This is a genomic window from Polaromonas sp. P1_F4, from assembly GCF_056405675.1.
This window is the reverse complement of sequence record NZ_JBFUBP010000004.1, coordinates 220,762-233,803: the sequence shown is the minus strand read 5'-3', so window position 1 is coordinate 233,803 and position 13,042 is coordinate 220,762. Positions and strand designations below refer to the sequence as shown.

Below are 13,042 nucleotides of genomic sequence, written 5' to 3'. Positions count from 1 at the left end.
GGGATTCGCTCACTTCGCAAAGCGAAGTTATGCGAATACCAAAAGGCGACCCTGCTGTCTGCGTCCCTGCGCTTCGCTGCGGGCAACCTGCGGTGCTCGGTCCAGCCGGGGTCAAAAACAACTCGCCGGCGGTTCAAACAAGTTTTTGCCCTGATCCGTCTGGACCTCCACTCCTCGGCGCATACAGAAGGGGTGGGAAGGGAACCAATATCCACCAGCCGGAGACGAGACCCCGAATACCGGAAGAAACAAGTACTCGCCATGGCGAGTACTTGTTGGTACCCGTCCCCGCTCCCGATTGCCCCTTGTGGATGCGCCGAGGAGCGCAGGCTCAGGCGGATCAGGGATCGCGATTGTCTGAGCCGAAGGCGAGTTCGAGCGAGACCCCGCCTGAGCCGAGCACCGCAGGTTGCCCCGTAGCGCAGCGAAGGGGACGCAGGAACCAGGGTCGCCTTTTCTTTGCTTACTTTCTTTTGGCGAAGCAAAAGAAAGTGAGTTGCCGCCGGCAACCCCGGCCCCGGAACTCAAACCACCTCAGCGCCCTTACAACAACGAGGCTTCGACAGGTTCAGCCTGAACGGGGACGGGAACCCCCATGCTGACCCGCCTCAAAACCCTTCCCCGCGACGCCCGCGACACCCTGTTCCTGCTGCTGGTCATCGCCTGGGTGCTGCTGCCGCAGGTGGGCAACCTGCCGCTGTGGTGCAGCGCGCTGGCCAGCGCCGTGCTGGTGTGGCGCGGCTGGCTGGCCGTGCAGGCAAAGCCGCTGCCCGGCAAGTGGTGGCTGCTGGCCCTGCTGGCTCTCACCATTGGTGCCACGCTGATGACGCACCGTACCCTGCTTGGCCGTGATGCGGGTGTGACTCTTCTGGTGGTGTTGCTGACGCTCAAGACCATGGAGCTGCGGGCCCGGCGCGACGCCTTTGTGGTCTTCTTTCTCGGTTTCTTCTGCATGCTGAGCAACTTCTTTTATTCGCAGTCGCTGCTCACCGCTTTCAGCATGCTGCTGGGGCTGATGGGCCTGCTGACCGTGCTGGTCAATGCCCACTTGCCGGTGGGCAAACCGCCGCTGCTGCAAACCGCCAGAACAGCCGGCTGGATGGCCCTGCTGGGCGCACCCATCATGCTGGTGCTGTTTTTGCTGTTTCCGCGCCTGGCGCCTTTGTGGGGGGTACCGAGCGACGCCATGACCGGCCGTAGTGGCCTGAGCCCCAGCATGCAGGTGGGCACTATCGCCGCTCTGGCACTGGACGACAGCGTGGCCATGCGCATCCGGTTTGGGGGCGACAAACCGCCACCCCAGCAAGACCTGTATTTCCGGGGGCCTGTGCTTTCAAACTTTGACGGACGCAATTGGCAACCCCTGCGCGCCTTCCTGCCATCGCGTTACGCGCTGCCCGCCAACCTGCAGGTGGCCGGTGCGCCCGTCAACTATGAGGTGACCCTCGCCCCCAACAACCAGCCCTGGGTCTTCGTCATGGAGGCGGCCACGCAGAGTCCCGACTTGCCCGGCTACCAAAGCACCATGGACGCCGACCTCCAGTGGTTCACCAACCGACCCATCACGGACCTGGTGCGCTACAAGGCCCAGAGTTACCCGGTCTTCAGGCATGGGCCGCGCCAGCAGGTGATCGGCCTGCAGGAATTTGTCGCCCTGCCGGCCGGCTTTAATCCCCGTACGCTGGCGCTGGCGGCCGAGATTCGGCGCGACCCGCGTTACGCGGTGGCCAATGCGCGTACGCTGGTGCAGGTCGCGCTGGAACGGCTGCGCACAGGGGGCTATGTTTACACGCTGGAGCCCGGCGTCTATGGGCAACACACCGCCGATGAATTCTGGTTTGATCGCAAGGAAGGTTTTTGCGAACACATCGCCTCGGCCTTTGTCATCCTGATGCGCGCCCTCGACATTCCAGCGCGCATCGTCACCGGCTATCAGGGCGGCGAGGTCAATAACGTTGACGGCTATTGGGTGGTGCGACAAAGCGACGCGCATGCCTGGGCCGAAGTCTGGCAGGCAGGTGAAGGCTGGGTGCGCGTAGACCCGACCTCAGCCGTGGCGCCGGGACGCACAGGGGCCTTCCAGCGCCTGGCCGCACCACAAGGCGTGGTGGTGCAGGCCCTGGGCAATTTCAGCCCAACCCTGACGGCGCAGCTACGCGCCACCTGGGAGGCCGTGAACAACAGCTGGAACCAGTGGGTGCTGAACTACACCCAGGGCAAGCAGCTCAACCTGCTGAAAGACATCGGCTTTGAGTCCCCCAGCTGGGAGGACCTGAGCTATGTGCTGATCGGCATCGTGGTGCTGGCCGCCCTGGTCGGCGCGGCCTGGACGCTGTGGGACCGTGCGCAGCACGACCCCTGGCTGCGCCTGCTGGCTCGCGCGCGCAAGCGGCTGGAAAAGGCCGGCATTCACAGCACGCCCGCCACCTCGCCCCGCCAGCTGGCGCTGGAGGTGCTGAGCCGCTACGGGACACAAGGTGAAGCACTGCATGACTGGCTGATGCGCCTGGAGCACCTGCGCTACGCCGCCGTGCCGACAAGCGGCGGAAAGAAAGCGCAAGAACTTCACGCGCTCAGGCAGGCGTTCGACCGGCTCGCCTGGCCCGCTTAAAATCGGACCAGCCCTCCCCGCTCACTCCTTGTCATTCGGTCACTCTCCTTCATGCGCCTTCAACGTTTCGGATTTGCTCTTTTTTTGATAGCTGCTTGCGCAGTATCAGCCTGGTCTGGCGAGGTAATCAATATCAAGAAGCGCGTGGCCGCCAAATCGGCGCCGGCACAAGGGCCGCTGTATTCGACCCGCCCCGAAGCCATGCAGTTTGCCGACGACATGGCCGCACGCCGTGACCTGGACCCCGATTGGGTGCGCGATGCGATCGGCCAGTCGCGTTACAACGCCACCGTGGTGCGGCTGATGCAGCCGCCAGCCAAGACCTTTGTTAAAAACTGGCGCGTCTACCGCAGCCGCTTCATTGACCCGGTGCGTATCGAGGCCGGCAGGCGCTTCTGGCTGGAAAACCAGCAGACACTGGAGCGTGCCGAAAAGGAATACGGCGTACCCGCCGAAATCATCGTCGGCATCATCGGCGTGGAAACCATCTACGGCCGCGACACCGGCAGTTTTCGCGTGATGGACGCGCTGACCACGCTGGCCTTCGACTTTCCGGCCAGCCACCCCCGCGCCAAAGAGCGCAGTGAATTCTTCAAAGGCGAGATCGAGCAATTCCTGACCCTGCAACGTCGGCTCGAGGCCAACCCCTTCGACGCACGCGGCAGCTTCGCGGGCGCCATGGGCATGCCGCAGTTCATGCCTTCCAGCCGGGTCAAGTACGCGGTGGACTTCGACGGCGATGGCAACATCGACCTGTCTGGCAGCCCTGCCGACGTGATCGGCTCGGTCGCAAGTTACTTCAAGGCCTTCAACTGGCAGCCCGGCATGCCCACGCATTACCCCGTGAGCTTCGACAAAAGCCGGCTCGATATGGACGCCCTGATGGCTCCGGACATCCTGCCCACATTCAGCATCGAGAGCTTCACGGCCAAGGGTGCGGTCCTGGAAGGCCCTGCGCTGCAACACACCGGGCCGCTGGCGCTGGTGGAGCTGCTCAACGGCCAGGACGCGCCACAATACGTTGCCGGCACCGAGAACTTCTATGCCATCACCCGCTACAACTGGAGTAGCTATTACGCGATGGCGGTGATTGAGCTGGGGCGGGAAGTGGCGGCGCGGGTCAGGCCGTGAGGCAGAGGCGGTTGCCGGCATGGATCCGAATGCAACACCCTGGTTAAGTTCCGGCGACCGGCACGCGCAGCCAATAGCACTCGCCGACACCTGAGATTTCACGAACAGTGAAACCCTTTCTTTCGAGGACCCGGCGCAGCTTGAGATTCGGCGTGGCGCAATGAACCGCATGGACCCGCCACTCCACGAAAGCGAGGCCCTCGCGCTTTGCAAAGCGGCTCGCAAGGGCAGCCATACTGGGCAAAGCACCCTCGCCTCCGCCATCAATATGCGCCAGCTCCATCAACAGCGTATCGCCCTGCACCTTGAATTTCCCAAGCATGTTGGCGCTGCCCGCCTTGAACACGAGCGGCTCGTCGCGAAGCACCATGGCCTGGAGTTCATCGGTCGGCAGGTCCAGTACCTCATCGACCGTATACCCCTCGAGCAGAACTTGTGGCATAGCGGGTTCCTGCGGGTCAGGCATCAGCCTGCATTCTGCGAGGGCCAGCGATAGCTCAACACCGCCGCCAACGGATAAAAATGCTCGCGCACCTCGTCGAGCTGGTTGCCGCTCCATAAGTACACATACTCCGCATCCGCCCGGAGAAAGAAACCGACATGCCCTTTCCAGCCGCCGGGGTCTTCCCGCGACAGCACGGCGATGCAGCCAGGCATAGGCGCGCTGAGGGGCTCACCCCAGTCCAGCCATGAGCGTGCCAGCGCAGACCCGGTGCCGGGAATACCGACCTGGGCCAGCGACCAGTTCACGAACGAAGAACACCACGAGGCCTTGTCGTCGTAGCCGCGGATATTGGTGAGCGCGTGGTATTCGGTGACCCGGGGATTGCTTTGGCCGACGGGAAATGTGCGAACGCCCGCTTCGGCGAAGGCGATGGGCATCCAGGGTGCGTGAAACATAAGAGTCAAAGCAGACTCAGACCGTAACCTTGATCTCGCCCGCAAGCTGCGGAGTGACTCGGGGTCCAAAGCTCTGGATGTTTGCCAGCGTCACCGTATGGTGTGCCGAAATCTGTGCCGCGGTGAGGATTCCGTTGTCCACGGTGGAGTGGCCATCCGAAATCAGGATAACCGGATAACCGAGCGCCAGGGCCCGCCGGGTTGTTGTGTCTACGCAAAAGTCGCTTTGCATGCCGCAGATGATCAGCTTTTTGATCCCACGCTCCTGCAGCAGCGCGTGCAGTTCCGTGTTGTGGAACGAATCCGTTGCCTTCTTCCGCAGGCGGATATCGGTCGGCTGGGTGTCCAGGCCATCCGCGAGTTTCCACCCTTCAGTGCCATATTCCAGTGGATCATTCGGCGCCTCGTGCTGGATCAGGATGACGGGAGCTCCCGCGGCGCGGGCCTTGGCAGACACCTGGTTGATTCTGTCGATGACGCGCCGGCTTTCAAAGGCCCCGCCCTCACCGGAACAAAGAGCCGTCTGAACGTCGATGATAAGGAGGGCTGTTGTCGTCATGGGATTAAGGTCTGATGTTGATGTGTTGGAGGAAAGGGGAAATTCAGCCCGCCACAATTTGCAGGCTCGACCAGTGTTTACGGAGCCACGCTGTTGCATCGCCTCCTGCCACAGCCTGGCGAGCTCCCCCGGGCGATCGGGGTGGGTTTCGTACACGGCAACGCCTGGCGGAATCACCACCCAGGAAAGCGCGCTTTTTGTCCAGAGGTGCGCAACAGGCTCAAACTCCCGCGCGTTGTGCAATGTGCCGGGCAGCAACGCCGCCATGGTCGGCTTGTCGGCCGGTTCCGCCCACAACCGGGTATCGCAATCAACACACACTTTCGCCCTGCGTTGGCGCCCGTTTCCCATGTCAAACGTCAGGAGCTGCGGGCTTCCCTGCGTGACCTCCAGCGCCGAGCGGTCAACCCACATGGCCAGCCGCATGCTACTGCCGGAGCGCCGCTGGCAGTCTGTGCAATGACACGCATAGAACGTCAGCGGATGCGCAGTCAGCTGGTACTGCACCTTTGCGCAAAGGCAGCTGCCGGTCCATGGCGGTTTTGATTCCGGGTAACGCATTTTTAGCCTGACGTTGAAATCAATCGGCAGCCAACAAGCATGCAAAGCAGGGTGGCCGAACATCCGTGCCGACCGAGCTGGCAAATTGCGTCATGCGCCGCTCCAGCCCCGAATACCCACCGCAGTCAGCCCTCACGTGAAGCTCGATCTTCGTCGGGTTCACTGCAAACAAACCTGACACCCGTGACGCCGCGAATGCTGGGGACAGCAATCAACGTAATCGGTGTCGCCAGCGTGGTCTCCTGGATTCCTGCCCAGGCACCGTTCTCCCAGATGGAAATTGCTTCCAGTTGATCAAGCTCCACGTTGTAGCTGGCCGAGCCAATCACATCGCTCCCCTCGATGCGCAGCGTAATGACCGGCTCCGTCATTGCATCCGTGACATCCGATGTGTTCAAGACCGGGCACTGCCACGTCTCATCTTCCACCTCGTCCTCCAGTCCGGCCTCCCAGGCCCACAACCAAATGGGATGGTTCTTGGCGTCCTGCAGCAAGATATCGTCCAGCGCCCTCGGCGTTCCAAATTCGAATTTCATGAGTTTTGTTCTTGTGGGCAGGTGTTTGACATGAGTGGTTGAGCTTCAGACCGGTTGACTCTTGGAGGTGTACTTCAGGCGTGACGGATTCCAGAAGGCAAACTGGCTCCCGTTTCTTGCAATCTCCAGCGCGGAGGCTCCCCCTAAATCTTCCATGACTTCCGACACCTCGCTCTCGTCACCCAGATCGTCGAACTCGACGGCAAACGCTCTCTCGACCACGTCTTCGTAGTGCTTCATGGTGTTCTCCATTGCAACTTCTTCAGCGATTGGGCCCGCAATACGATGCGTGTGGATGTCCTGGTCTATTGCAAACGTTTTGATGCGCCAGGTCTCGTTTTCCGAGAACCACCACTGAACCGTGTCGAAGTGATCACCTTCAGCATCATGCTCAACGTTGCCGACATAGGAGCTTTGAACCGTGAGCTGGAAGACAAGCAATTTGTTCATGATGGGGTCCAATATTCAATACAAACAGGCCACCGAGGGCGGCTGAAATGATCGACCGTTAAGGGAACGAGGGTTCGATCATACGGAATGCCCAGGAAGACCAGCAGCAGGCGGACCTTGCCGGCATTGCCAGAAGTCTCGCGATCGTAAAGGTGAAGCATATGCGCGTTGCGGCACTCAACGTTGGCGTTATGCGGCGAGTGGCATTCTCAGCTCACATTTCCCAGTTGAACCTGCCGGTGACTGAGCGATTCGGCATCTTCAAGATGCCTTCGCTGCCACGGACTGAAAGCTCAAAATCCGGCGGCAGCTTGCTGTCCCCGGGATTCTTGTAGCGAACGAGCAGGATTTTTGCCTTTGTATCAAATGCCACGACCACCAGATGCGGCGGCCGAAGTATCGAATTCGAACTTGCCCCAGGCGCGGCGAACGACACACCAGCCAGAACGGGGCGCTCCTGCTGCCCTATCTCGAAGTCAAGAACGTAGCCGGCACTTTCGAACGACAAGGAGCCGGTGGCGTGTGCGCCACCGCTTGCGGCAATGGCGAGGATGGCGATGGCAAAAGCAGGACGCATACGGTTAATCTTTGGCTGAAGTGACGACTGCAGGCAGGCACAGCCTACCGTAAGGCGCTCGCGAGAAGGAAGAGTCAGGCCGCATCCGCAAGCCGCAACGCCGAGAGTTCGAGCGCCAGGTACTTGGTGCCGGGAACGGGATTGAAGGTAACAGGGGCCGCAGGTTGAAAACCCAAGGACTCGTAGATGCGCTGCGCGGCAGAGAACTCAGGCAAGACATCAAGACAGATGCGGGAGTAGCCCGCAGCCCGCGCCTCATCGAGGATGCGCTCGATGAGCCGTCGCCCAAGGCTTTCGCCTCTCGCATCAGGCCGCACGTAGACGCGCTTCATTTCGCAGGTGGTTCCGTCAACGCGGCGAAGCGCGGCACAGCCAACGACAGTTGCGCCCTTCCATGCGAGAAGCAGGCGACCATCGGGCGCGGCGTACTTTCCGGGTAATGCAGCGAACTCCGCTTCGTAATTCTGGAAGGCAAGGCTTACGCTTGGGCTGGCGACGTACTCCCGAAGGATGGCTACGACATGCTCAAGGTCATCGGGGAAGGTTGCGGGCCTGATATCGGTCATCGTGAAAGCGTACCGCATCTCGCGCCAAAGCATACGCCTCCAGGCAATTCCCGATGGGCGTTCAGGTATCGCGGGTACGATGTATCAACTCCGCCTTGTCTTTCACCAGCCCTGCCGGGTGACCTGTTTCAAGGAACACCTTCAGGTCGCACAGGACGATGGCGAACCCTTCGGTGGCATTCACCACCGGGTCCGTGCCGCCGTCGTCTTCAAACCCCCGGACCTCAACACTTGCGACAGTCGCGCCTTTTTGTTCCTCGGCAAACTTCATGTCGACGTCAAGCCCGCCTTCCAGCCAGGAAAACGCAATACGGCGCGGCGCGTCGAATGCGGTGACACGCACACGCTCAGTGGCACCGGGAACCATGAATTGCCACTCAACTTGAGCACCCTGGCTAAGCGGATCGGTGGTACTTTTCAGCCAGAACCTTGTGATGAGATCAGGTTGGACAAACGCATTGAAAACCTCTGCAGCGGGACGTCGAATGAGCATCTCCGACCGGGCAACCAACTCAGCCATGGGAATCTCCTTCAAAGGGTACGCGAGGCACGATGGCAGCCAAGGGGCCGCACATACGGTGGTGCGCTACCCGGCGCCTGTCGAAATATAGATCGAAATGTATGCCGCTTGATCCCGCGGCAGAAGTCCGTGCTTGCAACCTGCTGTAACGGGCTCAATCAGCCGCTCAGCACCAGACATAGCTCGCCGTTGCTGGCCGGTTTTCTGCCCGCCGCGAGAATGCGCCCATCCACCATGCTATTAGTTCAATAGCTGCTTGCGCCCGTCCCTATTGGCCTGCAGTCACTTTTATTGCCTAAAAATGAACCCATAGGGCCGCCACCGACCTTTTTGCACCTCGCGCGGCCATTGGAAGCGTTGAACCGGCGTTCTGAACGGGTTTTGGCCCTTTTGTGAGCCATTTGGGCCCCTAGCCCAATCACAGCGAACGCAAGCAGCTATTGAATTGATAGCAAAGTCCTGAGTTGGGCCGGATCTCAGCCTGTCGTCCTTCACTCTGCACCTGCCCCTCACGCCCCGGTGGGCTCACACCGGCTGGATCGTGATCTCCGCGGTTATGGACTCTTCCCCGCGCCGATCGCCTTGATGGGCGGGCTAGCCTAGTCTTCCTGTCCCACGACATCGCGCCAGCGTACAAACTCGGGCGAAAAGTGCTTGACGTTCAGCGCCGCAAGAAATTCTTTATAGCCGTCAAGGTTGTCGTACGGTCCGTGCACACCTTCCATCTGCCACCAGGCCGGGCCGGCACCGTAGTCGATGACGTAGATTTTGTTGTTGTATTTGAAACCTGTCACCCAGTGATTCGGCGGGCCTGATTTGTTCTTGATAAAGATGTAGCGGGCGTTGTATTCAGGGCTGATCTTGTTCAGGGCATCCCTGGCAAACGCCGCGGAATCGCGGCAATGACCACTGGGTTTTTCAAAAAAAGTCTGTGGTTTGCGAGTCAGTACATTCTCCGGCCCATTCGATGCGATATGTGCCTGCACCATGGACTGGCGCGACTTGTCGAAAACGAAGTTGGACTTGAGCCACTTGGCAACATCCTCATGCGACTTCCACTTCGTGAGCTGGGCGTCGTAGGCGCCCTCAACCGCTGCAGCAGCGCCTGAATAAAGCACCAATGAAAAAACCAGAAGAATCTGGCTGAAGATGGCAGTTGTCCCGAAAAGTAGGAATCGATTTTTCATCCTGGCTCCTTGTTGTATCTGGCGAATCTAGCAGCTCTGGCAGCTTCCCGGCAAGCGATCACACCGGCTGAATCGTGATCTCCACCGTCATCGACTCTTCCCCGCCGCCCTGCCGCACGCCCTTGATGGGGGGGCAGGCGTTGTAGTCAGTGCCCATGGCCAGGCGCACGTGGCGCTGGTCGATCAGGCAGCTGTGGGTGACGTCGATGCTGACCCAGCGGCGGGTGGCCACATCGAGGCACACGTCACACCAGGCGTGGCTGGCAAGGTCGGGCTCGTTGGCGGCGTAGAAGTAGCCGCTGACATAGCGCGCTGGGTAGCCCAGGCTGCGGCAGATGGCGACCATGACGTGGGCCTGGTCCTGGCAGACGCCTGCCCCGGACTTGAAGGCTTCCAGCGCCGTGGTCGTCACGCTGGTGCTGTTTTTCAGGTAGCCCACAGCGTCTGCCACGCCCTGGCTCAATGCCAGCAGGGACGGCAAGCTTGCGGTGCCGTCAAGGCTTTGCGGGATAAAGCGGCGGCCAAATTCGGCGAGCTCCCAATGCGGCTCAGCCAGATGCGTGGCACGCAGAAAAAAATACGGATGCGGCAGGGTTTCCGGGTCGTTGAACTCAGCCACGCCAAAGGTTTCCACATCACCAGCCGCGTTGACCAGGCTCCAGCGCACGTTATCGGCATCCTTGCCCACAAAGGTGTAGGAGCTGATGGTGTTGCCAAAGGCGTCGCGTTGGGTAAAGAGTTTTTCGGGCGCGCCCAGGCTCCAGAAATGCACCGTCTGCGCCAGGCTGGACTGCGGCGTGAGCCACAGCGTCTGCAGCGCATAGCGCAGCGGCTCGGTGTACCGGTAGTCGGTGATGTGTCTGACGTGCAGTTTCATCAAGCCTCTGCCTTCCAGCGGCGCCGGGCTTGCCTTGGCTGGCCCGGCGCTGCGGCCGGTGGGTTACCGTCTTTCAAGTGGTGGCCGGCACCAAAAACTCGCGGCTGATGTGTGCGCCCAGCTCATTCACGCGGTCCAGGAACTGCGTCAGGAAGGCGTGCAGGCCCGTTGCCAGGATTTCGTCGATGCGTGCGTACTGCAGGTCGGCGCGCAATTTGCCGGCGCGGCGCTGGGTTTCGCTGCTGGTGTCGCTGGTCACCATGGCAAGGTTGCTCATGACTTCGTTCAGGCAGGCCAGCAGGGAGCGCGGCATGTCGGCGCGCAGGATCAGCAGCTCGGCCACGCGCTCGGGCTTGATGACGTCGCGGTAGACCTTGCGGTAAACCTCAAAGCCCGAAACGCTGCGCAGGATGGCGCTCCAGTGGTAGAAGTCGTATTCCTGGTCTTTCTCACCGGCCATGCCGAGGAAGTCGTTCTGCACGGCGTGAAACTTCACGTCCACCAGCCGCGCGGTGTTGTCGGCGCGCTCGAGGAAGGTGCCCAGCCGCAGGAAGTGAAAGGCTTCGTCCTGCAGCATGGTGCCCAGGGTCACGCCGCGCGACAGGTGCGAACGGAACTTGACCCATTCAAAGAACTGGCCCGGGTCGCGCTCGAAGTCGCCGCTGCGCAACATGCGGATGACTTCCAGGTAAGTCTGGTTCTGCGTTTCCCATACTTCGGTGGTCAGCGTGCCGCGCACGGCCCGGGCGTTTTCACGGGCGTTCTGCAGGCATGAAATGATGCTGGACGAGTTTTTCTCATCGCGCACCATGAAGTCCATCACATCGCGCGGGTTGATGGTGTCGCCGTACTTGGCGGCAAACGAGGGCTTGAGCTCACTGATGCTGAGCAGGCCCTGCCAGCCGGCCTGTACCAGCGCATCGGACTGCGGCAGCAACGAGGTCTGGTAGTTCACATCCAGCATACGCGCTGTATTCTCCGCCCGCTCGGTATAGCGCGACATCCAGAAGAGGTGGTCTGCAGTGCGTGACAACATGATTACATTCCTCCCCGGGATTGCGACTGCGATTGGGACTGGTACTGCATGGACGAGCCGTCCTGCAATATCCAGGTGTCTTTGGTGCCGCCGCCCTGCGACGAATTGACCACCAGCGAGCCGTCTTTGAGCGCCACGCGCGTGAGGCCGCCCGGCACCATCTGCACTTCCTTGCCGCTCAGCACAAAGGGCCGCAAGTCGATATGGCGCGGTGCAATGCCGCTTTCCACATACGTGGGGCAGGTTGAAAGGCTGAGGGTGGGCTGCGCAATGTAGCCCGACGGATTGGCCAGCAAGGCCGCACGGAACTCTTCGATCTCGGCCTTGGTGGCAGCTGGCCCCACCAGCATGCCGTAGCCGCCGGCGCCGTGCACTTCCTTGACGACCAGGTCTTTCAGGTTGGCCAGGGTGTACTGCAAATCCTCATTGTTGCGGCACATGTAGGTCGGCACGTTTTTCAGGATGGGCTTTTCGCCGAGGTAGAACTCGATCATCTTGGGCACGTAAGGGTAGATCGACTTGTCGTCTGCCACGCCGGTGCCGATGGCGTTGCACAGCGAGACATTGCCGCTGCGGTACACATTGAGCAGGCCCGCGCAGCCCAGGGTGGAATTGGGGCGGAAGGCCAGCGGGTCGAGGAAGTCGTCGTCGACACGGCGGTAGATCACGTCGACGCGTTTGGGGCCGCGCGTGGTGCGCATGTAGACGAAGTTGTCCTTGACGAAGAGGTCTTGCCCCTCGACCAGCTCGACGCCCATTTGCTGCGCCAGGAAGGCGTGTTCAAAATAGGCCGAGTTGTACATGCCGGGCGTCAGCACCACCACCGTGGGCTCGGCCGTGGCCGGCGGCGCCATGCCGCGCAGGGTTTCGAGGAGAAGGTCGGGGTAATGCGCCACGGGCGCAACGCGGTTTTCGCTGAAAAGCTCGGGAAAGAGCCGCATCATCATCTTGCGGTCTTCCAGCATGTAGCTCACGCCGCTGGGCACGCGCAGGTTGTCTTCGAGCACGTAGTACTCGCCATTGCCCTGCGCATCGGGTGCACGGACGATGTCGATGCCGCTGATGTGCGAATAGATATTGCCGGGTACATCAACGCCCATCATTTCGGGGCGGAACTGCGCATTCTGGAAGATCTGCTCGGACGGCACCACGCCGGCCTTGATGATTTCCTGGCCGTGGTACACGTCGTGGATGAAGCGGTTGAGCGCGGTGACGCGTTGTACCAGGCCTTTTTCCATGCTGGCCCATTCGTGGGCGGGGATGATGCGGGGAATCAGGTCAAAGGGAATCAGGCGTTCGGTGCCGGCGCCGTCTTCGTCCTTGGCACCGTAAACCGCAAAAGTGATGCCGACCCGGCGGAAAATCATTTCAGCTTCGGCGCGGCGGGCCTGCATCACGTCGGCAGGCTGCCGGGCCAGCCAACGCTGGTAACCCTGGTAATGCTCACGGACGCTGGACTCCGTGGCGTTCATTTCGTCGAACATCGGTCGGCTCATTGGCTTGATCTCCAGCAAGTTATGCGCATGGCAAT

At 61.0% G+C, this 13,042-nt stretch carries 14 protein-coding genes; 2 read left to right on the top strand and 12 right to left on the bottom strand.

Annotation, left to right across the window (positions count from 1 at the left end; genetic code table 11):
• The first annotated feature begins 595 nt into the window (after positions 1-595).
• Entirely contained in the window at positions 596-2,611 is a 2,016-nt protein-coding gene (locus AC1DYQ_RS10900; RefSeq protein WP_477686806.1) for a transglutaminase TgpA family protein, read from the top strand.
• Between the two features lie 51 nt (positions 2,612-2,662).
• Entirely contained in the window at positions 2,663-3,742 is a 1,080-nt protein-coding gene (gene mltB / locus AC1DYQ_RS10895; RefSeq protein ID WP_477686805.1) for a lytic murein transglycosylase B, read from the top strand.
• 43 nt (positions 3,743-3,785) lie between these two features.
• Here mltB and AC1DYQ_RS10890 read toward each other — a convergent pair whose 3' ends face one another.
• The 12 genes from AC1DYQ_RS10890 to AC1DYQ_RS10835 all read right to left on the bottom strand — a co-directional run bounded on the left by AC1DYQ_RS10890 (position 3,786) and on the right by AC1DYQ_RS10835 (position 13,007).
• A complete protein-coding gene (locus AC1DYQ_RS10890; RefSeq protein ID WP_477686804.1) occupies positions 3,786-4,184 on the bottom strand; it encodes a hypothetical protein in 399 nt (132 codons plus the stop codon).
• Positions 4,185-4,207: 23 nt separating this feature from the next.
• Positions 4,208-4,642, bottom strand: a complete 435-nt coding sequence (locus AC1DYQ_RS10885) for a TIGR02594 family protein (protein ID WP_477686803.1) — start codon at positions 4,640-4,642, stop codon at positions 4,208-4,210.
• A gap of 16 nt (positions 4,643-4,658) precedes the next feature.
• Positions 4,659-5,825, bottom strand: coding sequence for an isochorismatase family protein (locus tag AC1DYQ_RS10880; RefSeq protein ID WP_477686802.1), 1,167 nt, complete (start codon positions 5,823-5,825; stop codon positions 4,659-4,661).
• A gap of 62 nt (positions 5,826-5,887) precedes the next feature.
• Entirely contained in the window at positions 5,888-6,298 is a 411-nt protein-coding gene (locus tag AC1DYQ_RS10875) for a hypothetical protein (protein WP_477686801.1), read from the bottom strand.
• Between the two features lie 45 nt (positions 6,299-6,343).
• A complete protein-coding gene (locus AC1DYQ_RS10870; protein WP_457278901.1) occupies positions 6,344-6,748 on the bottom strand; it encodes a hypothetical protein in 405 nt (134 codons plus the stop codon).
• A 214-nt stretch (positions 6,749-6,962) separates the two neighbouring features.
• The gene (locus AC1DYQ_RS10865) at positions 6,963-7,325 is read right to left on the bottom strand and encodes a hypothetical protein (RefSeq protein WP_477686800.1); all 363 of its coding nucleotides are present in this window, start codon (positions 7,323-7,325) and stop codon (positions 6,963-6,965) included.
• A gap of 74 nt (positions 7,326-7,399) precedes the next feature.
• Positions 7,400-7,891 carry a GNAT family N-acetyltransferase gene (locus AC1DYQ_RS10860; protein ID WP_477686799.1) on the bottom strand — a complete coding sequence of 164 codons (492 nt, stop codon included), beginning with the start codon at positions 7,889-7,891 and terminating at the stop codon, positions 7,400-7,402.
• A gap of 61 nt (positions 7,892-7,952) precedes the next feature.
• Positions 7,953-8,411 carry an SRPBCC domain-containing protein gene (locus tag AC1DYQ_RS10855; RefSeq protein ID WP_477686798.1) on the bottom strand — a complete coding sequence of 153 codons (459 nt, stop codon included), beginning with the start codon at positions 8,409-8,411 and terminating at the stop codon, positions 7,953-7,955.
• A gap of 599 nt (positions 8,412-9,010) precedes the next feature.
• Complete coding sequence (locus AC1DYQ_RS10850; protein ID WP_477686797.1) at positions 9,011-9,598, bottom strand: transglutaminase-like domain-containing protein; 588 nt, start codon at positions 9,596-9,598, stop codon at positions 9,011-9,013.
• Between the two features lie 58 nt (positions 9,599-9,656).
• On the bottom strand, positions 9,657-10,475 hold the full coding sequence (locus AC1DYQ_RS10845) for a transglutaminase family protein (RefSeq protein WP_477686796.1): 819 nt from the start codon (positions 10,473-10,475) through the stop codon (positions 9,657-9,659).
• A gap of 73 nt (positions 10,476-10,548) precedes the next feature.
• Positions 10,549-11,511, bottom strand: coding sequence for an alpha-E domain-containing protein (locus AC1DYQ_RS10840; protein ID WP_457278908.1), 963 nt, complete (start codon positions 11,509-11,511; stop codon positions 10,549-10,551).
• A gap of 2 nt (positions 11,512-11,513) precedes the next feature.
• Complete coding sequence (locus tag AC1DYQ_RS10835; RefSeq protein ID WP_457278909.1) at positions 11,514-13,007, bottom strand: circularly permuted type 2 ATP-grasp protein; 1,494 nt, start codon at positions 13,005-13,007, stop codon at positions 11,514-11,516.
• Positions 13,008-13,042 lie beyond the last annotated feature (35 nt).